Source organism: Streptomyces sp. PKA51 (assembly GCF_057552455.1).
This window is the reverse complement of the sequence record NZ_BAAJPZ010000001.1, coordinates 14718-36619: the sequence shown is the minus strand read 5'-3', so window position 1 is coordinate 36619 and position 21902 is coordinate 14718. Positions and strand designations below refer to the sequence as shown.

The 21902-nt window shown below is 73.9% G+C and carries 17 protein-coding genes; 11 read left to right on the top strand and 6 right to left on the bottom strand.

The window, feature by feature from the left end:
* Positions 1-18: 18 nt before the first annotated feature.
* On the bottom strand, positions 19-2112 hold the full coding sequence (locus AC27L3_RS00175) for a SpoIIE family protein phosphatase (RefSeq protein WP_487231876.1): 2094 nt from the start codon (positions 2110-2112) through the stop codon (positions 19-21).
* Positions 2113-2192: 80 nt separating this feature from the next.
* On the opposite strand from AC27L3_RS00175, the gene AC27L3_RS00170 reads away from it, so the two are divergent.
* On the top strand, positions 2193-3626 hold the full coding sequence (locus AC27L3_RS00170; RefSeq protein ID WP_487231875.1) for a lipase maturation factor family protein: 1434 nt from the start codon (positions 2193-2195) through the stop codon (positions 3624-3626).
* 137 nt (positions 3627-3763) lie between these two features.
* Here the strand turns inward: AC27L3_RS00170 and AC27L3_RS00165 are convergent, their stop codons facing one another.
* Positions 3764-5215, bottom strand: coding sequence for an NAD(P)/FAD-dependent oxidoreductase (locus tag AC27L3_RS00165; protein WP_487231874.1), 1452 nt, complete (start codon positions 5213-5215; stop codon positions 3764-3766).
* A 115-nt stretch (positions 5216-5330) separates the two neighbouring features.
* On the opposite strand from AC27L3_RS00165, the gene AC27L3_RS00160 reads away from it, so the two are divergent.
* Both AC27L3_RS00160 and ligD (AC27L3_RS00155) read left to right on the top strand, forming a co-directional pair.
* Positions 5331-6344 (top strand): PHP domain-containing protein, encoded by a 1014-nt coding sequence (locus tag AC27L3_RS00160; protein ID WP_487231873.1) that lies wholly within the window; start codon positions 5331-5333, stop codon positions 6342-6344.
* Positions 6341-7306, top strand: coding sequence for a non-homologous end-joining DNA ligase (ligD, locus tag AC27L3_RS00155; protein WP_487231872.1), 966 nt, complete (start codon positions 6341-6343; stop codon positions 7304-7306). The genes AC27L3_RS00160 and ligD (AC27L3_RS00155) overlap by 4 nt, the downstream gene beginning before the upstream one ends.
* A gap of 19 nt (positions 7307-7325) precedes the next feature.
* Here ligD (AC27L3_RS00155) and ligD (AC27L3_RS00150) read toward each other — a convergent pair whose 3' ends face one another.
* The gene (gene ligD / locus AC27L3_RS00150) at positions 7326-8240 is read right to left on the bottom strand and encodes a non-homologous end-joining DNA ligase (RefSeq protein WP_487231871.1); all 915 of its coding nucleotides are present in this window, start codon (positions 8238-8240) and stop codon (positions 7326-7328) included.
* Between the two features lie 32 nt (positions 8241-8272).
* On the opposite strand from ligD (AC27L3_RS00150), the gene ku reads away from it, so the two are divergent.
* Positions 8273-9295 (top strand): non-homologous end joining protein Ku, encoded by a 1023-nt coding sequence (ku, locus tag AC27L3_RS00145; protein WP_487231870.1) that lies wholly within the window; start codon positions 8273-8275, stop codon positions 9293-9295.
* A 31-nt stretch (positions 9296-9326) separates the two neighbouring features.
* Here ku and AC27L3_RS00140 read toward each other — a convergent pair whose 3' ends face one another.
* Positions 9327-12044, bottom strand: a complete 2718-nt coding sequence (locus tag AC27L3_RS00140) for an ATP-binding protein (RefSeq protein ID WP_487231869.1) — start codon at positions 12042-12044, stop codon at positions 9327-9329.
* Between the two features lie 430 nt (positions 12045-12474).
* On the opposite strand from AC27L3_RS00140, the gene AC27L3_RS00135 reads away from it, so the two are divergent.
* The 5 genes from AC27L3_RS00135 to AC27L3_RS00115 are packed head-to-tail and all read left to right on the top strand — an operon-like array spanning position 12475 to position 16812.
* Positions 12475-13986: an ATP-binding protein gene (locus tag AC27L3_RS00135; protein WP_487231868.1), complete on the top strand. Its 1512-nt coding sequence runs from the start codon at positions 12475-12477 to the stop codon at positions 13984-13986.
* A gap of 28 nt (positions 13987-14014) precedes the next feature.
* Positions 14015-14401: a roadblock/LC7 domain-containing protein gene (locus tag AC27L3_RS00130; protein ID WP_344433665.1), complete on the top strand. Its 387-nt coding sequence runs from the start codon at positions 14015-14017 to the stop codon at positions 14399-14401.
* The gene (locus AC27L3_RS00125; protein ID WP_487231867.1) at positions 14398-14772 is read left to right on the top strand and encodes a DUF742 domain-containing protein; all 375 of its coding nucleotides are present in this window, start codon (positions 14398-14400) and stop codon (positions 14770-14772) included. The genes AC27L3_RS00130 and AC27L3_RS00125 overlap by 4 nt, the downstream gene beginning before the upstream one ends.
* The gene (locus AC27L3_RS00120) at positions 14753-15376 is read left to right on the top strand and encodes a GTP-binding protein (RefSeq protein ID WP_344433323.1); all 624 of its coding nucleotides are present in this window, start codon (positions 14753-14755) and stop codon (positions 15374-15376) included. Before AC27L3_RS00125 ends, AC27L3_RS00120 begins: the two co-directional genes overlap by 20 nt.
* Positions 15373-16812 (top strand): cytochrome P450, encoded by a 1440-nt coding sequence (locus tag AC27L3_RS00115; RefSeq protein WP_487231866.1) that lies wholly within the window; start codon positions 15373-15375, stop codon positions 16810-16812. The genes AC27L3_RS00120 and AC27L3_RS00115 overlap by 4 nt, the downstream gene beginning before the upstream one ends.
* Here AC27L3_RS00115 and AC27L3_RS00110 read toward each other — a convergent pair.
* Positions 16695-17819, bottom strand: coding sequence for a terpene synthase family protein (locus AC27L3_RS00110; protein WP_487231865.1), 1125 nt, complete (start codon positions 17817-17819; stop codon positions 16695-16697). The two genes, AC27L3_RS00115 and AC27L3_RS00110, sit on opposite strands and share 118 nt — an antisense overlap.
* A 413-nt stretch (positions 17820-18232) precedes the next feature.
* On the opposite strand from AC27L3_RS00110, the gene lnt reads away from it, so the two are divergent.
* Positions 18233-19783, top strand: coding sequence for an apolipoprotein N-acyltransferase (gene lnt, locus AC27L3_RS00105; RefSeq protein WP_487231864.1), 1551 nt, complete (start codon positions 18233-18235; stop codon positions 19781-19783).
* A gap of 155 nt (positions 19784-19938) precedes the next feature.
* Here the strand turns inward: lnt and AC27L3_RS00100 are convergent, their stop codons facing one another.
* On the bottom strand, positions 19939-21144 hold the full coding sequence (locus tag AC27L3_RS00100) for an FAD-dependent monooxygenase (protein ID WP_487231863.1): 1206 nt from the start codon (positions 21142-21144) through the stop codon (positions 19939-19941).
* An 89-nt stretch (positions 21145-21233) separates the two neighbouring features.
* Here AC27L3_RS00100 and AC27L3_RS00095 point away from each other — a divergent pair, with 89 nt between their 5' ends.
* Positions 21234-21857, top strand: coding sequence for a TetR/AcrR family transcriptional regulator (locus AC27L3_RS00095; RefSeq protein ID WP_487231862.1), 624 nt, complete (start codon positions 21234-21236; stop codon positions 21855-21857).
* Positions 21858-21902 lie beyond the last annotated feature (45 nt).

The window sequence follows — 21902 nt, the reverse complement described above, 5'->3', positions numbered from 1 at the left end:
GGTGGTCGCCGCTTGGCGTCAGTCGGCGGGCCGGTCCTCGTCGCGGTGTCCGTCGGTCACGACGAACTCGCACCAGACGGATTTTCCGGAACCGCGCGGTTCGACGCCCCAGGAGTCGGCGAGGCGGTCGACGAGCATCAGGCCGCGGCCGGAGACGCCGGACTCGCCCGGTTCCCGGCGGCGGGGCAGGGCGCTGGAGCGGTCCTCGACCTCGACGCGCAGGCGGCGTACGGGGCCGGTGAGCATACGGATCGTCACGACCGCCGCGCCGTCGGTGTGCAGCAGGGCGTTGGTGACCAACTCGTCGGCGGCCAGTTCGATTTCGTCGGCGCGTTCGCGGGCGCCCCAGGCCCGTACGGCGGCGCGGATCATGTGCCGGCCGGCGGAGAGGGCCTCGGGGTCGGCGGGGGCGATGTGCTGCTGGAGGCGGCCGCCGCCGCGGGTGGCCGGGCCGTGCCGGCGCAGCAGCAACAGGGCCATGTCGTCCTCGCCGAGCCGCTCGCCCACGTCCTCGCACAGCAGGTCGGCGAGCCCGTCCAGGTCGTAGGGGCCCTTGCGGACGAGGTCGGTCAGGTGCCGCATGCCCTCGTCGAGGTCGGAGCCGGGCTGCTCGACCAGGCCGTCGGTGAACAGCAGCAGCGTCTCGCCCGGGTCCAGTTCCATGGTGGTGACCGGGTAGTCGGGGCGGCCGAACTCGGCGGAGAGCCCGAGCGGCAGGCCGCCGGAGACCGGCAGCCGGCGGCAGGTGCCGTCGGTGTGGCGCAGCAGCGGGTCCATGTGGCCGGCGCGGACGAGGTGGACGACCCCGGTGGCCAGGTCGGCCTCGGCGTAGGTGCAGGTGGCGAAGCGGTCGGTCTCCAGTTCGTGGAGGAAGACCGAGGCGCGGGCCATGACGGTGGCGGGGGCGTGGCCCTCGGTGGCGTAGGCGCGCAGCACGATGCGCAGCTGGCCCATGACGGCGGCGGCATGGGTGTCGTGGCCCTGGACGTCGCCGATGACGGCGCCGACCCGGCCGCCGGGCAGCGGGATGGCGTCGTACCAGTCGCCGCCGATGTCGCGGCCCATGCGGGCCGAACGGTAGCGGGCGGCGATCTGGGCGCCGGGGACGTCGGGCAGGCGGCGGGGCAGCATGGACTGCTGCAGGCCCTCGGCGAGGTCGTGTTCCTGGTCGAAGAGCATGGCGCGGGCTATGGCCTGGGCGAGGCTGCTGCCGAGGGCGATGAAGAGGTTGCGCTCCTGGCGGGTGAAGCCGCGGGACTCCCGGTAGAGCAGGCCGAGGGCGCCGATGGCCCGGCCCTGGGCGATCAGCGGGAGGTAGGCGGCCGAGGCGATGCCGATGTCCCGGATGCGCTCGTACAGCCAGGGGTAGCAGTCGGCGAACTCCTCCGGGGACTCGATGAAGCGCGGGGCCAGGGTGCGGATGACCTCGCTCATGGGGAAGTTGTCGTCGATGCGGGTGTAGCGGGTGCCGGGGATGAAGTGCTCGGAGGGCCCCTCGGCGACGAGGTGGATGCGGCCGGAGTCGAGGAGGCCGAGAACGAGCAGGTCGGAGCCGAGGTACTCGACGGCGCGCGGGTCCTTGAAGAAGTCGATCACGTCCTGGACGGTGCGGGCGTGGGCGAGGGCGGCCGTGATGGTCTCGACGACGGTGGTCTGGTGGCGGCGGTCGTCGTCCACTTCGCGCGGGGCGCCGTGGCCCAGCTCCTCGGTGGCGTCGCGCACGATGCCGACGATGCGGCTGGGCCGGCCGGCCTCGTCGCGCCGGATGCGCCCCTGGGCGTACGTCCAGCGCAGGCCGCCGTCGGGCAGCCGGACCCGGTAGTAGACGCCGTAGATCTCGCTGCCGTCCTTCAGTGCGCGGGTGACCTCGCCGTCCACCCGCATGGCGTCGGTGCGCGGCACCCGGCCGGCGAGCTCGTCGATGTGGCCGTGGAAGGTCTCCGGCGGCACGCCGAGCACCTCGTGCGCCTGCTCGTCCAGGTGGATGCGGCCGGTGCCGAGGTCCCAGTCGAAGCTGCCCATCCGGTTGAGGGCGAGGGCCGTCTCCGGGCGGGCGGGCCAGTCCTCCGGCGGCGGTACGGCGGCAGGCGTCGCCGCTCCCCGATCAACCATATGAGCAACTTTGCCACCTTTTATCGGTTTCTTCGATGCGACGGCGATCGGCCGGGCGGCCCGGTGGTACGGATACCGGCATGGAGTGGTTCACGGCCGGCGGGTACGGGCTGAGCCGGCTGGTGCTGCAGCGCGGCCTCGCGGCCCTCTACCTGGTCGCCTTCCTGGCTGCGGCCCTGCAGTTCCGGGCGCTGATCGGCGAACGGGGGATGCTGCCCGTCCCCCGCTACCTGGCGTACGTCACCTGGCGCCGGGCGCCCGGCGTCTTCCACGTGCACTACTCCGACCGCTTCTTCGCCGCCTGGTCCTGGAGCGGGGCGCTGCTGTCCGTGGCGGTCGTGGCGGGCGCCGCGGACGCGGTGCCGCTGTGGGCCGCGATGGTGATGTGGGCGCTGCTGTGGGCCATGTACCTGTCGATCGTCAACGTCGGCCAGACCTGGTACGGCTTCGGCTGGGAGTCGCTGCTGCTGGAGGCCGGATTCCTCGCGGTCTTCCTCGGCAACGCACGCACCGACGCCCCGGTGCTCGTGCTGTGGCTGATGCGCTGGCTGGTCTTCCGCGTCGAATTCGGCGCGGGCCTGATCAAACTGCGCGGCGACCCCTGCTGGCGGGACCTGACCTGCCTGTACTACCACCACGAGACCCAGCCCATGCCCGGCCCGCTCAGTTGGTTCTTCCACCACCTGCCCAAGCCGCTGCACCGGGTGGAGACGGCCGCCAACCACGTGGCACAGCTCGTCGTGCCCTTCGGGCTCTTCACCCCCCAGCCGTACGCGAGCGTGGCGGCGGGGCTGATCATCGTCACCCAGCTGTGGCTGGTGGCCTCGGGCAACTTCGCCTGGCTGAACTGGGTGACCATCGTCCTGACCTTCTCCGCGGTCGACGGCTCGGCCATGGCGGACCTGCTCTCCCTGCCCGAGCCGGCCCCGGCCGGCGGCGCGCCGCCGTGGTACGCCGTCCTGGTGCTCGCCGCGACCGCGCTGGTCGCCGTCCTGAGCTGGTGGCCGGCGCGCAACCTGCTCTCGCGGCAGCAGCGCATGAACATGTCGTTCAACGCCTTCCACCTGGTCAACACGTACGGCGCCTTCGGCAGCATCAACCGCCGCCGCTACGAGGTGGTGGTCGAGGGCACCGACGAGCCGGTGCCCACCACCACGACCGTCTGGCGGGAGTACGGCTTCAAGGGCAAGCCCGGCGAGCCGGGGCGGCTGCCGCGCCAGTACGCGCCGTACCACCTGCGACTCGACTGGCTCATGTGGTTCGCGGGCATCTCGCCGGGCTACGCCCGCGACTGGTTCGGCCCCTTCGTCGAACGGCTGCTGACGGGCGACCCGGCGACCCTGCGCCTCCTGCGGCACAACCCCTTCCCCGACGCCCCGCCGACCCACGTACGGGCCCGGCTGTACCGGTACCGCTTCACCACATGGCGCGAGCTCCGGGAGACCGGCGCCTGGTGGCACCGCACCCTGCAGGGCGAGTTCCTGCCACCGACGCGGTTGGCCGACGCCCCCTAGGGGCGCGGGGCAGTGCCGATCTGCGGCTGCCGCCGCGTGGGCGCGATCGGCCACGGGCGGCCCGCAGCCGACGCATCTGCGGGCACGTCCTGGCTTGTCGCGCAGTTCCCCGCGCCCCTTACGGGGCGCCGTGAGGGTCAGCGGGGGGCCGGGTCGCAGGGACCCGGGTCCGCCGGGGCCAGGCCCGCCGCGGTCCGTTCGGCCGCGGTGATCGGCGGGCCGGCCGGGGGCGTGGTGGTCGGGCCGCGCAGCACCCGCAGCGCCACCGCGGGCGCGAAGACCGCCGACAGTGGCCGGGAGAGGGTCATCACGTCGATCAGCGACCGCGTCACCACGGGGTCCACGGTGGCCGTGCGCATCATCCGCTGCACATAGCCGCGCAGCAGCCGGGCCGCGGCGGGCGGCCGTTCGCCGATCGCGCCGGGGTAGTGCACGTCCTCCCCCACCGCCATGGACCAGGCCGCCTCGGCCGTACGGGCGATCGCCTGCTGCGCCCGGCGGGCGAGCCGCGGATCGGTCAGGCCGCCGTCCGGCAGGAGCCCGCGCAGGGCCACCGCGCCCATGGCCGCCACCGACATGCCGTGCCCGTAGACCGGGTTGAACGCGGCCAGGGCGTCACCGGTCACGAGGAAGCCGCCCGGCCAGGCGCCCAGCCGCTCGAAGTGGCGGCGCCGGTTGACGGTGGAGCGCGTCAGGCGGACGTCGGTCAGCGGCTCGGCGGCGGCGACGAGGTCCGCGATGATCGGGTGGCGCAGGGTGCGGGCGAAGGGCTCGAACTCCTCGTTCACCGCCGTCGGCTCGCCGCCGCGGGTGCCGGAGAGCGTCACCAGCCAGCGGCCGCCCTCGATGGGGTACAGCGTCGAGGCCCGGCCCGGCCGGGACGTGCCCGGCTCCGGGGCGACGCTGACGATGGGGAAGTCCTGCGAACCCGGCGGGGCGCGGAAGATCCGGGTGGCATAGACCAGGCCGGAGTCCACCGTGACCTCCCGTACGGCCGGCAGCCCCAGCCCGGTCAGCCAGCGCGGCGCCTGCGAGGCCCGGCCGGTGGCGTCGACGACGAAGGCGGCCGCCAGCGACCGCTCCTCGCCCGAGCCCAGGTCGCGCAGCCGTACGCCGGTGATCTGCCGGGCGTCGCCGGTGAGCCCCAGCACCTCCGTCCGCTCCAGGAACCGCACCCCCGGCAGCGCCCGCACCCGTTCGCGGACGACCAGGTCCAGCAGGTCACGACTGCAGGCGATCATGTACTGCTGTTCGCCCGTCCGGGGGATCCAGCCCTGCGTCGACAGCGACACCACCGCCGCCGGCAGCGGCATCCGCCGGCCGCCCGCCGCCAGCCACCCGGCCGTCACGCCCGGCAGCAGCGACTCCATCGCCCGGACACCGCCCGACATCAGCAGATGGGCGTGGCGGGCTTGCGGCAGGCCCTTGCGCGGCCGGGCCTCCTCCGGCAGCACGTCCCGCTCGACGACCACCACCTCCCCGGCGTGCCCCGCCAGCGCGGCGGCGGCCAGCATGCCCGCCAGGCTGCCGCCCAGGACCACCGCCCGGCGGCGCCCCGCATCACCGGGCCCGCGCTGCGCCTCGCTCATCCGGCTCTCCTCTCCCTGACGGCCATGGCAGGAGTGACCTGCCCATCGCGGGCACCGGGCGAACGCGTGCGTCCGCCCGCCGGGTGCCGCACGGTGGTGGGGTGGAGGTGGTGCGATGGACCCCGTGGAGGCGCTGGAACGCATCGCGTTCCTGCTGGAGCGCAGCCAGGCTCCCACGTACCGCGTCAAGGCCTTCCGCACGGCCGCGGGCGCGCTCGCGGCCCTGCCGGAGGGGGAATTGCGCCGCCGCGCGGATGCGGGGACGCTGACGGACCTCAAGGGCGTCGGCCCCAAGACGGCGACCGCGGCGATCGAGGCGCTGCGCGGGGAGGTGCCCGGCTACCTGGCCCGGCTGGAGGAGGAGGCCGGCGGCCCGCTCGTCGAGGGCGGCCGGGCGCTGCGGGCGGCCCTGCGCGGCGACTGCCACCTGCACTCGGACTGGTCCGACGGGGGCAGCCCGATCGAGGAGATGGCCCGCACGGCCCGCGACCTCGGCCACGAATGGGCCGTCCTGACCGACCACTCGCCCCGGCTCACCGTGGCCCGCGGCCTGTCCGCCGAACGGCTGCGCGAGCAGCTGCAGGTGGTCGCGGAGGTCAACGAGCGCCTCGGCGACGGCTTCCGGCTGCTGACCGGCATCGAGTGCGACATCCTCGACGACGGCTCCCTCGACCAGGAACAGGAGCTGCTCGAACAACTGGACGTGGTGGTCGCCTCCGTCCACTCCAAGCTGCGGATGGACGCCGAGAGCATGACCCGGCGCCTGGTCGCCGCCGTCGCCAGCCCCCTGGTGGACGTCCTCGGCCACTGCACCGGCCGGCTGCACGGCGGCCGGGCACGACCGGAGTCGCAGTTCGACGCCGACCTGGTCTTCGCCGCCTGCGCCCGCTTCGGCACCGCCGTCGAGATCAACTCCCGGCCCGAACGACTCGACCCGCCCCGGCGGCTGCTGCGCCGGGCCCTCGACGCCGGCGTGCTGTTCGCCATCGACAGCGACGCCCACGCCCCCGGCCAGCTCGACTGGCAGATCCACGGCTGTGCACGGGCCGAGGAGTGCGGGATCCCCGCCGACCGCATCATCACCACCTGGCCGATGGACCGCCTGCTGGACTGGACCGGCTCCACGTGACCCCGCCGCCCGCCGACCTCCCCCGGATCCGGCCCATGCTCGCCACCCCCGGACCGCTGCCCGGCCCCGGCGAGGACGCCGCCTGGGGCTTCGAGGTCAAGTGGGACGGCATCCGCTGCATCGCCGAGGTGCCCGGCGACGGCACGCTGCGCCTGATCACCCGGGCCGGGAACGACGCCACGCGTACCTATCCCGAACTCCAGGGCCTCGGCGAGCAGCTGACCGGCCGCAGCGCGGTGCTCGACGGCGAGGTGGTGGTCCTGGACGAGGCCGGCCGCCCCGACTTCGGCCTGCTCCAGCGGCGCATGGGCGTGCTCAACCCCCGGCGCGCGGCGGAGCTCGCCCTGCGCCACCCCGTGCACCTCATGCTCTTCGACCTCATGCACCTCGACGGCGCCTCGCTGCTGGCCCTGGGCTACCGCGAACGACGGGCCGCCCTGGCCGGGCTCGGCCTCGCCGGGCCCGCCTGGTCGGCGCCGGCCCACCTGGAGGGCCACGGGCAGCGGGCCTGGGAGGCCACGCTCGGCAGCGGCTTCGAGGGCGTCCTGGCCAAGCGGCTGTCCTCGCCGTACACGCCGGGGCTGCGCTCACCCGACTGGCGCAAGACCAAGCACGTGGTCACCCTGGACGCGGTCATCGGCGGCTGGACGGAGGGCCGCGGCGCCCTGACGGGCCTGCCGGGGGCGGTGCTGACGGGGCAGTGGGAGGCGGCGGGGCTGCGCTACACCGGGGCGGTGGGCTCCGGGCTCTCCGACCACGAACGCCGCGACCTCGCCCGCTACCTGGCGGTGCTGGCGCGCCCGACGTCGCCCTTCACCGGGCCGGTGGACGTGCGCGGCGCGCACTTCGTCGAACCGCGGCTGGTGGCGGAGGTGACGTTCACGGGGTGGACGGCGACGGGGCTGCTGCGGCAGCCGACATGGCACCGCCTGCGACCGGACCTGACGGATCTGGCCCCCTGATCCGCCGGTCCCGGAGCCCCTACGGAAGCGGCGCACGCTCCTCGTCCGTGGCGAGCCCGGCCAGCAGGTCCCCGTCCGCCGTGAAGCGCTCCAGCACCTCCTCCGGCGTGAAGGCCAGATCCGCGGGGTCCTCGCAGGCCGCCACCTCCTCCCACGTCACCGGCGCCGCCACCCCCGGCCGCCCCGGCAGCACCCGCACCGTGTACGGCGCGGCCGTCGTCTTCGCGGAGGCGTTCTGCGACCAGTCGACGAGGACCTTGCCCCGCCGTTCGGCCCGCACCATGGACACCACGATCAGCCCCGGGTGCTCCTTCATCATGCGTGTGGCCAGCGCCTTGGCGTAGTGGCCGGCGGCCCGGCCGGGGGCCGGTTCGATGGGGGCGTACAGGTGGAGGCCCTTGGCGCCGGAGACGACCGGGTGGGCGGTGAGTCCGTCGTCGGCGAGGAGCTGGCGCAGCCGCTGGGCGACGCGGCAGCACACGACCAGGTCCACCCCGGGGCCGGGGTCGAGGTCGAGGACGAGGCGGTCGTGGGCGTCGGGTCCGGCCGCGGCGCGCCACTGCGGCACGTGCACCTCGTACGCGCCGAGGTTGACCATGGCGATCAGGGCGGCGGTGGTGTCGACCATCACCTGTTCGGTGGTGCCGTCGCGGTGCCGGACGGGGGCCCGGGGCACCCAGGCGGGCGAGCCGCCCGGCGGGTTCTTGGCGATCCAGCTCTGTCCGCCGGGGCCCTCGGGGGCGCGGACGAAGGAGGCCGCGCGGCCTTCGGCGTGGGGCAGCAGGGCGGGGGCGATCCCGGCGTAGTAGCGGAGCACCTGCGCCTTGGTGTGCCCCGACTCGGGGAACAGCAGCCGGTCGAGGTGGGAGAGCGACAGCCGGTGCCCCTCGACCTCCACCACCTGCCGCTCCTGCCTGTCCGAGGAAGCGGGCATAAGGTAGGAATTCCCCGCGAAGGGTGGAAACTATGCGGACGATGTGGAAGGGCGCCATCGGGTTCGGCCTGGTCTCCGTTCCCGTACGGCTCTATGCCGCCATCCAGGAGCACGGGGTCCGGCTGCACATGGTCCACGACGCCGACGGCGGCCGGATCCACATGAAGCGCGTGTGCGACGCCTGCGGCAAGGAGGTCGACTACGAGCACGTCGCCAAGGGCTTCGAGGACGACGAGGGCCACACGGCCATGATCACCCAGGACGAGCTGACGAAGCTGCCCGTGCCCAGCAAGAAGCTCATCGACGTGCTGGCCTTCGTCGATGCCGACCGGATCGACCCGGTGCACCTGGCCGGCTCCTACTACCTCGCCCCCGACAGCCCGGCCGCCCACAAGCCGTACGTCCTGCTGCGGGAGACGCTGAAGCAGACGGAGCGGGTGGCCGTCACCAAGATCGCACTGCGCACCCGGGAGTCGCTGGCGGTGCTGCGCGTCCACGAGGACGTGATGACGCTGCACACCATGTACTGGCCGGACGAGGTGCGCGAGACCCAGGGCCTGGCCCCGCCGGAGTCGGTCACCGTGCGGCCGCAGGAGCTGAAGATGGCCACGAGCCTGATGGACACCCTCTCGGAGGACTTCGACCTCTCGGGCCTGGAGGACGAGTACGAGGTGGCGCTGCGCGAGCTGATCGAGGCGCACCTGGACCACCGGCCGGTGCCGAAGAAGAAGGTCACGGCGGCGCCCGACAACGTCATCGACCTGATGGCCGCGCTGCAGGCGTCCATCGACACGGCGGGCAAGAAGGAGGCGAAGGAGGAGGGGGCGAGAGAAGGGGCCAAAAAGCCAACGAAAAAGGCCGCGGCGAAAACAAGCGATCGAAGTCGGTCCCGCACGACCGCGGAATCGATCAAGGGAACGAAAAAGGCCGCGGCCAAGAAGACCGCGGCCAAAACGACGACCGCACGGAAATCGGCCGCGAGCAGCACGTCGAAGACCGCCAAATCCACCCCCGCCAAATCCACGGCGAGGAAAGCGGGCCGGCGCGCCTCGTGACGCGTCACCGGCCCGCTCCCCGGGCGCGTCCTCAGCCGGTGGGCCCGGCGCCCTCCGGGGCGTCCTCGCCGAGGGCCGTACGGGCAGTGGTGACGAGGCCGTCCGCACCGCACTGCTCGGCCACCGTCAGGCCCTCGCGCAGCCGTTCGGCCGCTTCGTCGTGCCGCCCGGACTCCCGCAGCGCCAGACCGTGGTCGACCAGCGCCGCCGCGAACTCGTAGCGGCAGGGCGCCCGGCGCAGGTGCTGCACGGCTCTGGCGAGCTTGGCCAGGCGCTCCGCCGGCGCGGCCATGACCGCCGACCTGCGCAGCGCCTCACCGACGGCCGTCTCCGTGCCGAACCGGTTGGCGTGCTGCAGCGCCTGGTCCGACAGGGCCCGGGCGCGCTCGGGCTCGTCCTGCGCGAGCGCCTCGGCGAGGTCGAACGCCCACGGCGCCCACAGGGTGTTGTGCCTGCCGCGCTCCTCCAACCGGCGCCCGGCCGCCTCCAGCTCGGCGACGGCCTCCTTGACCTTGCCCCGCGCCAGCAGCAGCCGGCCCGCCAGACAGGCGGCGTCGGGCAGGACGATGGCCGGTGAATAGGGCGGGCAGAAGGAGTTCTTCTCGGCCACTTCCTGCGCCTCGTCGACCTTGCCCCGGGCCAGGAGGGTGTCGATGAGCATGCAGGTGCCGTCCCACTGGATGGGCAGCCCCGGGCCGAGCCGGTCGGCCAGGCCCAGCCCCTTGCGCAGCGCCTCCTCGGCCGCCACGAGGTCGCCGCGGCGGCGCAGCACCAGGCCGCGGAAGTCGTGGGCGAAGGCCAGGTGGGCGCCGCTCCAGCCGGAGATCTCGAAGGCGCGCACCGCCTCGTCGAACAACTCCTGGGCCTCGTCGAGCCGGTCGCAGTAGGCGTAGGTGATGCCCACGACGCTGGGGATCTCGAAGCCCCACTCGGTGTTGGTCCAGCCCATGCCGTCCGCGAGGCGGCCGTCGACCAGCGCGCGGTCGATGAACTCGGTGACCTGCAGGGCGTTCTCGGCGCGGATCATGCCGTCGAAGCCGCGCAGCACGAGCAGGGCGCGCTCGGCGTTGTCCCGGCCCTCCAGCCGGCAGGCGAGCTCGGCGATGCGCCGGGAGCGGCCCTGGGAGTCCTCCTCCTCGATCTGGATGCCCTTCCACATGTAGTGGGCCGCCTGCAGGCGCATCCTCCCGGGGCCGGACGGGGTGCGGGAGGCCTGGTCGGCCACCACGTCGGCGGCCTCGCGCAGCTGGTTGTTGTGCGCGTACGCCTGGGAGAGCCGGTAGGTGGCGTCCACCCGCAACTCCTCGCTGAGCCCGGGCAGTTCCAGGGCGTTGCGCAGGTGGTTGACGGTGGTCCTGGGCGAGGTGAGCAGCGTGGCGCAGCCCAGCTCGTACAGCAGGGTGGCCTTCTCCTCCTCGGGCGGCGGCTCCTGCAGGGCGCGCTCCAGGCAGCGGCGGGCGGCGTCCGGTGCGCCGACCGCGAGGTGCTCCCGGGCCGCGGCGCGCAGCTGGCTGACCACGTCGGGGTCCTGGTCGGGGTGCACTTCGAGCAGGTGGCGGGCGGAGACGGCCACGCCCTGGCCGGCGTCGGCGGACAGCCACGCGGCCTGTCCGTGCATGGCGGTGCGGGTCGCGGCCGGGATGGCCCGGTAGACGGCGGTGGCGATCAGCGGGTGGGCGAACTCCAGGGTGCTGGAACCGGTCAGGATGCGGGCCTCGCGCAGCCGGTCGGCGGCGACGGCCGCCTCCGAGGGCCCCATGCCGGCCAGCCCGGTGACCAGCTTGGCGTCGATCTCCGTGCCCAGGACGGCCGCGGCCCAGGCGAAGCGGGTGGCGGAGGGGCCCATCTGTTCGAGCCGGGCGACCAGGCCCTTGCCGCGGGCGGCGGCGCCGAGGTCGCGCAGCAGCACGGCCGACTCCTCCACCGGGTTCATGTCCCGGTCCTGCGCCTTGGCTATCAGCTCGACCGTGTCGTAGGGGTTTCCGCCGGTGACGGCCCACACCTCGCGGCAGAAGGGGTCGTCGGCCTTCGGCCCGAGGGCTTCGCGCACCAGCCCGGCCACGGCCTCGGGCGTCAGGGCCCGCAGCTCGACGGGGCGCACGCCCCTGGCCTCGACCAGCGTGCGGAAGGCCGGGGTGTGGGCGGGCAGTTCCTCGGGCCGGTAGGCCAGCACCAGCAGCAGGGGCAGCTCTCCCAGCCGCACGGCGAAGGAGGTGAGCCAGCCGAGGGATTCGGGGTCGCACCAGTGGGCGTCGTCGATGACGACGACGAGCCGCCGGCCGCCCTGGGCGAGCTGGGTGATCACCCAGTCCAGGCCGTCGCGCACGCCCTGCGGATCGGCCTGCCGCTCGATGGGCGGCACGATGCCCAGGGCGGGCCCGGCGATGTCGTACCAGCCGCCCAGCATCTCCTGCCGGGCGGCGGGCGTCATCGCCGCGAGCGTGGGCTGCAGCAGCTGGCGGACGACATTGAAAGGGACCTGCTCGGCCGACTTGCTGCCGCGACCGAACAGGACCGTGCAGCAGGCGCATTCGGCGGCCATGCGCCGGGCCTCGTTGAGCAGGGCCGTCTTGCCCAGCCCGGCCTCGCCGCTGAAGAGCAGCAGCCCGCCGCCCCGGCCGGGCTCCCGGTCCTTCCCGAGAGGACCTCGGCCGCACAGGCCGTGCACCGCCTGCTCGACGACGGCGAGCTCGCGCTCCCGCTCGAACAGGGCGGCAGATGGGTTCGGTTCACGCTGATGCCCCGACATGACGATGTCTCCCCGGAGGATGTGGTGGGCCGAGCCTAGCCCCGTGGGAGGGCACGGGGGCAGGGTTCGCCGGAGGACCACCCGTGAGCGTGATCGCCCCCGCCTTCCGAACGCCCATGCAGCGCGTTCGGAAACGCATTCGCATATCCCTGTGCGGGCCATTATGACGGTCCGCGAATTCCCCGTCAGGCCGATCTGCGAATATGACAACTTCGCGCCGGAGCACCACGGGACCGGCTACGCTCCATGTCGCGCAGCGAGCCGTCTTGACTTTCGGCTCGCCGCGGCCGAGTGCCGTGGCACCGCCCCGGGAGCGCCGTTCTGCTCCCGTACGCACTCCCCGCCGTGCGCTGCACGAAGCTGTCCGCATTTCCGCTTTCCCGTCCGAAGTCTTTCCACGTTCCGCACCAAGTGTTTCCCGAGGATCTCGATGGTTGGTTCTGGCTCGTCGGCTCCCAGGCGGCCCGCGTCGGCGCTGATATGGCTGATCTCCCCCCTGGTCCTGGCCGTCTGCTCGGTCGCGGCGGTCCTGTCCGTGACGCCGGCGGCCCGGGCACCCGTGGCCTGGTGCGGGGCCGCCGCCACGGTGGCCGTGGCCCTGGCCGCCGCCGAGGCGGCCCGGCGCGGGCGGGTGATCACCGCACTGCGCCGCCGGCAGGCCGACCGCGACGCCGAACTGCAGCACCGGCTGGACCAGCACGAGGCCGAGACCTGGCGGTTCGCCCGTGAGGTCCTGCCCGAGGCGCTGAAGCTGATGCGCCGGGGCGCCCCCACCGACCAGGTGGTCAGGGTGACGATCCCCTCCCACGACCTGGAGCCGTCCTTCGCCTCCGCCCACCGGGCCGTCGTGCGCTCCGTGATCGAGGCGGTGCAGGCGGAGGAGGCCCTGCGTGACGCCGCGCACCGGGCGTTCGTCAACATCGCCCGCCGGATGCAGGCCATCGTGCACCAGCAGGCGTACGACATCCGGGAGATGGAGCACAAGCACGGCAACAACCCCGACGTCTTCGGCGACCTGCTGCACCTGGACCACGGCAACGCCCTGACCGGCCGCCTCGCGGACAGCATCGCCGTCCTCGGCGGTTCGCGTCCCGGCCGGCAGTGGCGCTCCGAGATCCCGCTGTACAACGTGCTGCGCGGGGCGATGTCCCGGATCCTGGAGTACAAGCGCGTCGACCTGCACTCGGTGGCCGACGTCGCCGTCGTGGGACCGGCCGTCGAACCCGTCATCCACGCGCTGGCCGAGCTGCTCGACAACGCCACCCGCTACTCGCCCCCGCAGACCCGGGTGCACCTGACCGCCGTCGACATCCAGTCCGGCATCGCGATCGAGATCGAGGACGCCGGCGTGGGCCTGACCGACGAGGCCCGCCGCCGTACCGACCGGGTGCTGTCCAAGGAGGGCGGCCTGGACCTGGACGACCTCGGCGAGTCCCCGCGGCTGGGCCTGGCGGTGGTCAGCCGGCTGGCCGACGACTACGACTTCCTGGTCTCCCTGCGGCCCTCGGCGTACGGCGGCGTCCGCGCGGTGCTGGTCATCCCCCCGGAGCTGATCACCGCGAGCCGGTTCCCCGGCGGCGACATCGCCCGGGCCCCCAAGCTCCCGCCGGCGAAGAAGAAGCGGCGTCCGGGCGGCATCCCGATGCAGCCGACGTCCTCGCCCATCATGGACAACCCCATTCCCCCGCCCCAGGCCGACAACGGCCTCCCCCAGCGCCGTCGCCGGCGCGGTCCGGCCCCGCTGCCCTTCGGCCGGGGCGCGGCCGCCGAGCGGCAGCGGGCACGGGCCGCCGAGGGGCGCGCGCCCGCGCCACCCGCCGCGGAGGAGCCGCCGCCCCAGCCGGGACTGTGGCTGGCCGCCTTCACCAGCGGCATCAACGGAGAGCTGCCGGAGCAGGACGGGCAGCCGACCAATGACATCCCGTCAGACAAGGAAGAGTAGCCAAGTGACGCAGCAGCCGCGGTTCAACATGGACTGGATGCTCAAGGACCTGGCCACCAGCGTCCCCCAGACCCGCCACGTGATCGTGCTGTCGTCGGACGGCCTGCGCATGGCCCAGTACGGTACGGAGGCGGAGGTGGCCGACCGGCTGGCCGCCGCCTGTGCCGGCCTGCAGAGCCTCTCGACCGCCATCGCCTCGGAGTTCCCGCACGGGGACGGCGAGATGCGGCTGGTGGTGATCGAGGTCGACGGCGGGTTCTTCTACCTGATGGCCGCCGGCGCGGGGGCCTACCTGGCCGTGCTGGCCGACGACGACGTGGACGCCGGGCTGATGGGCATGAAGATGCGCGACCTGGTGGCGCGCATCGGCTCCCACCTGACCAGTCCGCCCCGGGTCAGCGGGTCGGTGACATGAGCGCACCGCAGAACCCCCGGCAGCCCGGCGCCGAGCCGCCCGGCAACCCCGACCGGCTCTACATCCTCGGCGGCGAGGGCGAGGCCAGGTCCTCCGCCCCGCACCTGGACCTGGTGACGCTGGTCGTCTCCCGCAGCGAGCCCGACCCGGGTCTGCAGCCGGAGCACGCCGCCGTGGTGCGCATGTGCGACTACCCGCTGTCCGTGGCGGAGATATCCGCGTACCTCGAGCTGCCGGTGAGCACGCTGACACCCGTGCTCACCGAGCTGCTCTCCCGCGGCCGGGTGGAGGCCCGGCCCCCGATCCCGGCGGCGGCGCTGCCCGACGTCAGTCTCCTTGAGGCGGTGATGCATGGACTACAAAAGCTCTGACGGCTACGCCGGGCCGCGCAGCGAGGACATCCTTCCTGCCACCGCCACCGCGGCCGTGAAGGTCGTGATCGTCGGAGGCTTCGGGGTCGGCAAGACGACCCTGGTCGGCTCGGTCAGCGAGATCCGGCCGCTGACCACCGAGGAGACGATGACCCAGGCCGGGGTCGGCGTGGACGACCTGGCGGGCATCGAGCACAAGACCGAGACCACCGTCGCCATGGACTTCGGTCGCATCAGCATCAACGACCAGCTGGTGCTCTACCTCTTCGGCACGCCCGGCCAGGAGCGGTTCTGGTTCCTGTGGAACGGGCTGTTCGAGGGCGCCCTGGGTGCCGTGGTGCTGCTCGACACCCGCCGGATGGAGGTCAGCTACGACGTCATCGGCCGCCTGGAGGAGCGGGGCGTGCCGTTCGTCGTCGCGGTCAACGCCTTTCCCGGCGCCCCGAGGTACCCCATGTCCGAGCTGCGGGTGGCCATGGACCTGGACGAGACCGTGCCCATGGTCGACTGCGACGCCCGCGACCGCTCCTCCTGCCGCGACACGCTCATGGCGCTCATGCGCTACCTCTACACCCTGACCACCGTTTCCGCGGAGACACAGTGACCAACCCCCCCGAACACGCCAGCACCGACTCCCTGACCGCTCCCCCGCCGCAGTGCCCGGCCCACGCCCTGGGCGGCCGGGGCCCCGGCGGGGTGACGCGGCTGTACGGCCCGCAGGCCGAGGCCGATCCGTACGGCCTGTACGAGCGGCTGCGCACCGAGCACGGCCCGGTGGCCCCGGTGCTGCTGCACGGCGACCTGCCCGCCTGGCTGGTGCTGGGCTACCGGGAGAACCTGGACGTCACGCGCACCCCCTCCCGCTTCTCCCGGGACTCGCGGCACTGGCGGGACATGCGCGAGGGCAGGCTCACCCCCGACCACCCGCTGGCGCCGATCTCCACCTGGCAGCCGGTGTGCGTCTTCGCCGACGGCCAGGAGCACGAGCGCTGGCGCGGCGCCGTCAACGACGGCATCGCACGCTTCGACAAGCGCGGCATCCGCCGGCATGTGACGGAGTGCGCGAACCAGCTGGTCGACCACTTCTGCGCGGCGGGCACGGCCGATCTCGTGGGGCAGTTCGCCGAGCACCTGCCGATGATGGCGATGACGCAGCTGCTGGGCATGCCGGAGGAGTACAGTCCCCGGCTGGTGAGCGCCGCCCGCGACATGATCAAGGGCACGGAGACGGCCGTCGCGAGCAACGAGTTCGTGCAGGAGACCCTGCGCAAGCTGGTGGCCCGCAAGCGCGTGCAGCCCGGGGCCGACTTCACCACCTGGATGCTGGAGCACCCCTCCGGCCTGTCGGACGACGAGGTGCAGCAGCACCTGCGCCTGGTGCTGATCGCCGCGTTCGAGACGACCGCGAACCTCATCGCCAACACGCTGAAGATGGTGCTCACCGACGTGCGCTTCCGGGCGTCGCTGGCGGGCGGCCACATGACGCTGCCGGACGCGGTCGAGCAGGTGCTGTGGGACGAGCCGCCGTTCATCACCATCCTGGGCCGGTGGGCGACCCAGGACACCGAGCTCGCCGGCCAGCCGATCAAGGCGGGCGACGCGCTGGTGCTGGGCCTGGCCGCGGCCAACATGGACACGGCCGTGCGCCCCGACCTGGACGCGCCCATCCACGGCAACCGCGCCCACCTGGCCTTCAGTGGCGGCGCGCACGAGTGCCCCGGGCAGGACGTGGGCCGGGCCATCGCGGGCACGGGCATCGATGCCCTGCTGCTGCGACTGCCCGACCTCACGCTCGCCGTCGAGGAGTCCGAGCTGACCTACCGCTCGTCCCTGATGTCACGCCACCTGACGTCGCTGCCGGTGCGGTTCACCGCGCACCGGCCGCGCCGGCCCGAGCTGACCTCCGGGCCGGACGCGGACGTTCAGACCGGGAGCCCCGCGCAGTCGGTGGCCATCCCGGCGCCGTCGCGGGCACCCGCGCCGTCCGCCGGGCGGTCCTCCTGGTGGAGGTCGCTGACGAACTGGCTGCGACGGTCGTAGTCGTCGTAGCCGTCCTGCTCCAGCAGGTCCCACCACCAGGCGATCGACGGGACGGGCAACGGTGCCGTGCTGTCGTCCGAGGGCCGCGTCGCCCACCAGGCGGAGAGGTCCACCGTACGGGGGTCGGCGTACCGGGAGCAGGAGGCCGCCCAGTCGAGGTGGCCCCGGACGAACTGGCCGAGCGCGACCAGGTAGCAGCGCAGCTCCACCCCGGCGCGGCGCCAGACCTGTTCGCGCAGGCGCAGGAAGCAGGTCATGACGCGGTCGCGCATCGCCATGGCCTCGGCCTGCACCTTGGCGGGCGACGTACCGCGCTCGTGGGCGAGGACGTCGATCAAATTGAGATGGTCACCGGCACGGTGGATCTCCTTGTTGCGCGAATAGAAGTCGTTGTCCCATGCGACGAGGGTCCAGGTCATCTCGGTGAGAGCTCTGACCTCGGGCCGGTCGAGCTCCTGGTCGGGCAGGTCGTAGCCGCCCGCGATGTCCATGAGCGCCGTCGAGGGCGCCATGCCTATCGCGCGCATCCACATCGCGGCGTAGTCGTTCAGGGTGGGCAGCACCCGGTCCCTGCGACAGGCCGCCTCCCACACCAGGCCCGACAGGTAGATGCGCATGCCCTCGGTCCAGCGGCGCAGTTGCCGGGGGCTGGCGTAGTCGGCGAGCTCGGTGCGGATCGCGCGCAGCGCGGCCGCGTGCGGCGAGTCGTCGGGCCACGCGGGCGAGGGCGCCTCCAGGACGCGCATGATGCGCGAGGTCGCGTGGGCGAGGCCGTGGGCGGTGGCCCGCGACTCGTCGCACAGGGCGTCGTCGAGGGAGAAGAGCACGGAGTGCATCTTCGCCACGACGCTGAGGGGGCCCATCTGCCCGTAGGGCATGGTCTTGGCCGTGAGCCCGCCGAAGTCGCACTGGCTCAGTCGCTTGCGTTGCTGCCGCGACGTGTCCAGCTGTTTCTGCAGCATCCACTCCACGGAGATGTGGTCGAGTTCGCGAACCCGCGGATGCATGGCCGGCGGTATCGGGCAGTAGAAAGGAACGTTCTCCAGGGGCTGGACCTTGATCCGATCCCGTACGCGTGTCACGCCGCCTCCCCAGGCCGACTGCAGCGTTCCTGTCCGCTTTTGCGCGGTACCTGCCCACGTCGGGGGGCGGATAACCCGCATGCGCCACCGGCGCACGAGGTTCCGGCGCGGAGCGCAAGGATCGGTTCGGATCGTTTTCGATCGCATCAAGCCAAACGCATTTTCCAGGGGAGTAGGAACGGTTGAATATTGCACACCGTTGTCGAGGATTTCTCCCCATGATCCGCCATAAGCGGAGTCGTCCCGCGCATGGCCGGATCTCGCCCCCGCGTGGTGACGCGGACAGGCCACCGGGCATCCCCCACACTGGTGACGGGGGCGCACGAGGGAGAGACGTCATGACGCTGCGGTCGTGGGCGGAGCGACCGGCCCGGTTCCTCGCCACGCCGTGGTGGCGGGCCCTTGCCGCCCTGGCCGCGGGGGCGCTGCCGGCCCTGGCCTTCCCGGCTCCCGCGCTGTGGTGGCTGGCCTGGGTGGCCCTCGTGCCGTGGCTGCTGCTGCTCCGCTCCGCCGGAAGCGCCCGGCGGGCGGCGCTGGAGGGCTGGCTGGGCGGGGCCGGCTTCCTGCTCGCGGTGCACCACTGGCTGCTGCCGAGCCTGCACGTCTTCATCCTCGTACTGGCCGCCCTGCTGGGCCTGTTGTGGCTGCCGTGGGGGCTGGCCGTCCACCGGCTGCTGGGCGGCGCTCCCGGGCCCGGCCGGGTGGCGGCGGCGCTGCTGGTGGTGCCGTCCGGCTGGCTGCTGGTCGAACTCGTCCGCTCCTGGGAGTACTTGGGCGGCCCGTGGGGCCTGCTGGGCGCCAGCCAGTGGCAGGTCGCCCCCGCCCTGCGACTGGCGTCCGTGGGCGGGGTGTGGCTCGTCGGCCTGGTGCTGGTGGCCGTCAACACCGCACTGGCGGCACTGCTGTGCGCGCCCCGCGCCCGGGCCGCCGCGGCGACGGGCCTGACCGGGTGCGCGGCGCTGGTGTGCGCGGTGTGGCTGTGCGCACCGGTGCCCGCCCTCGCCGGCACCGCCCGTATCGCCGTCGTCCAGCCCGGGGTCGTCGACGGAGCCGGCAGCGTGCAGCGCCGTTTCGATGTGCAGGAGGACCTCACCCGCAGGCTGGCCGGGCAGCGGCTGGACCTGGTGGTGTGGGGCGAGAGCAGTGTGGGCCAGGACCTGGGGCGGCGGCCGGACCTGAGCGCGCGCCTGGCCGCGCTCTCCCGCACGGTCGGCGCGGACCTGCTGGTCAACGTGGACGCCCGCCGCTCGGACAAGCCCGGCATCTTCAAGAGTTCGGTGCTCGTCGGCCCCGACGGCCCCACCGGCGACCGCTACGACAAGATGCGGCTGGTGCCCTTCGGCGAGTACGTCCCGGCCCGCTCGGTGCTGGGCTGGGCCACCTCGGTGGGCAAGGCGGCGGGCGAGGACCGGATGCGCGGGGAGAAGCAGGTCGTGATGCGGCTGCCCGACACGCGCGGCAGCGGCCTGCGGCTCGGCCCGCTGGTGTGCTTCGAGTCGGCGTTCCCCGACATGACCCGGCAATTGACGCGGGACGGGGCGCAGGTGCTGGTGGCGCAGTCGGCGACGTCCACCTTCCAGGACAGCTGGGCGCCGGCTCAGCACGCCTCGCTGGCCGCGCTGCGTGCCGCCGAGACATGGCGGCCGGTGGTGCACGCGACGCTCACCGGGGTGAGCACGGTGGCCGATCCGCGCGGCCGGATCACCGGCGAGCGGCTGGGCACGGACCGCAGCGCGGCTGCCGTCTACGACGTGCCGCTGGCGCGGGGCGAGAGCCCGTACGTCCGGGCCGGGGACTGGGCGGTGTACGCAGCGCTCGCGGTGCTCGCGGTCTATTGCGCGGCGGAGTTCTTCCGCTGGGCGGCGATGCGGAACCCTGCGGGCGGCTGAGCCCCGGTCCCGGCCTTGCGCCGTTTCCGGGCGGGGCCTGCCGCCCGCTCGCGCCGCCGAGCCCGCGGACCGGGCTTCGCCCCGAGTCCTCCCTCGCCGGACGGGCCGGGCGGGTGTGACGGGCGTGACGGGCCGGACGGCACCGGACCGCGCCGTCATGCGACCGGCGTCGGCCGGGGCGGCCGGGCCGGGGGGTGCCAGTCGGCGATGCCGTCGAGGCTGCGCAGGACCGTGCGGGGGCCGAGGCGGTCGGCCGTGGTCACGGCGGCCGCACGCAGGGCGCAGGCCAGGGGTGAGGCAAGGCGGGTGAGCCGGGCGACGCGCTCCGCACGCCGGACGACCGCCGTCGTGCGGGGCAGGCGGAGCCGGGTGTAGTCCTCCAGGGCCGCCGGCACGTCGTCGCCGGCGCCGGCGAGGACGTGGGCGAGGACGACGGCGTCCTCGACGGCCTGGCAGCCGCCCTGGCCGATGTTGGGCGGCATGGCGTGGGCGGCGTCGCCGATGACGGCGACGCGGCCGCGGTGGTGGGCCGGGAGCGGGGCGGTCATGGCGTGGACGTCGTTGCGCAGGATCGCCGCGGGGTCGACGGCGTCGAGCAGGTCGGGCACGGGGTGGTGCCAGTCGCCGAAGAGGCGGCGGAGCTGGGCGAGGTCGCCGCCCGGCGAGGCGGCCCGGCGGGGTGCGTTGGCCTGGGCGTAGGCGTAGACGCGGCCGCCGGAGAGGGGGACGGTGCCCCAGATGCGGCCGCGTCCCCAGGTCTCGTGCGGGGTGAAGGGGGAGCTCGGGGCGGGCGCCACGAACCGCCAGACGGTGGCTCCGGTGTAGCGGGGCGCGGGGTGGCCGGGGAAGAGGACGGCGCGGGCGGCGGAGTGGATGCCGTCGGCGGCGACGACGAGTTCGGCTTCGAGGTCGCCGCCGGGGGCGGTGACGCGGGCGGGCCGGCCGGGGCCGCCGGGGTCGGCGAGGGCGGCGGGGGCACCGGTGCGCACGGCGCCGTCGGGGAGCCGGGCGGCGAGCAGGCCGGCGAGGTCGGCGCGGTGGACGAGGGCGACGGGGCCGCCGAAGCGCCGGGCGGCGGCCTCGCCGTCGGTACGGGAGAGCCAGCGGCCGCCGGGCAGGCGCACTCCGCCGTCGGACTGCCAGGCGGACAGGGCCCGGACGTCGTCGCCGGCGCCGAAGGTGTCCAGGGCGCGCTGGGCGTTGGGGGCGAGGGCGATGCCGGCGCCGACGGGCTCCAGGGCGGCGGCGCGTTCGAGGACGGTGACGGCCCAGCCGTCGTGGTGCAGGGCGGCAGCGGCGGTCAGGCCGCCGATCCCGCCGCCGATGACGACGGCGCGGGGTGCGGACGCGGGGACGGGCACAAGAACCTCCGGTCACTACAGCTGTAGTTTCACGGAACGACGTTACTACAGGTGTAGTGAGGCCGGTAGGCGGCCGGTAGATTGGAGCCGTGCGTTCCGAGAAGTCCGGCACCACCCGGCACACCGCCCCCACCCCGTCGCGCGCCCAGCTGATCGCCGACACCGCCCTCGTCCTCCTCGCCGAGCGCGGGATGCGCGGGCTGACCCACCGCGCCGTCGACGAGGCCGCCGGACTGCCGACGGGCTCGACCTCCAACCTCGCCCGCACCCGGGCCGCCCTGCTGGAGGCGGCGGTGCGCCGGCTGGGCGAGCGGGAGGAAGAGGTGCTCACGCCGCGGGAGATGCCGGATCCGGCGGCCGGGCTCGACGCCCTGGCCGAGGCGATCGCCCTCGCGCTGCACCGCTCGCTGACCGGACCGCGCGAACTGCTGCTCGCCCGCTACGAGCTGGCCCTGGAGGCCGCGCGCCGACCGGAGTTGCGCGCCATCTACGACGCCACCGGCAGGAAGCGGTTCCGCGAGCCGGTGGTGGCCCTGATGGCGGCGGCGGGCTCCACCGAGCCCGAGCGGCACGCGCTGTCGCTCGTGGCGTGGTGCGAGGGCATGATGTTCGCCTGCGCCGCCGGCTCGTACCACGCCGAGACACCCGGCCGGGCGGAGCTGCACCGCGGGGTCACCGAGCTCCTGCGCGGAGCCCTGCGGCCCGCCCCGTAAGGGGCGCCGGTCGCCGGCGCAATTCCGTGGCGCAGCGTCCCGCTC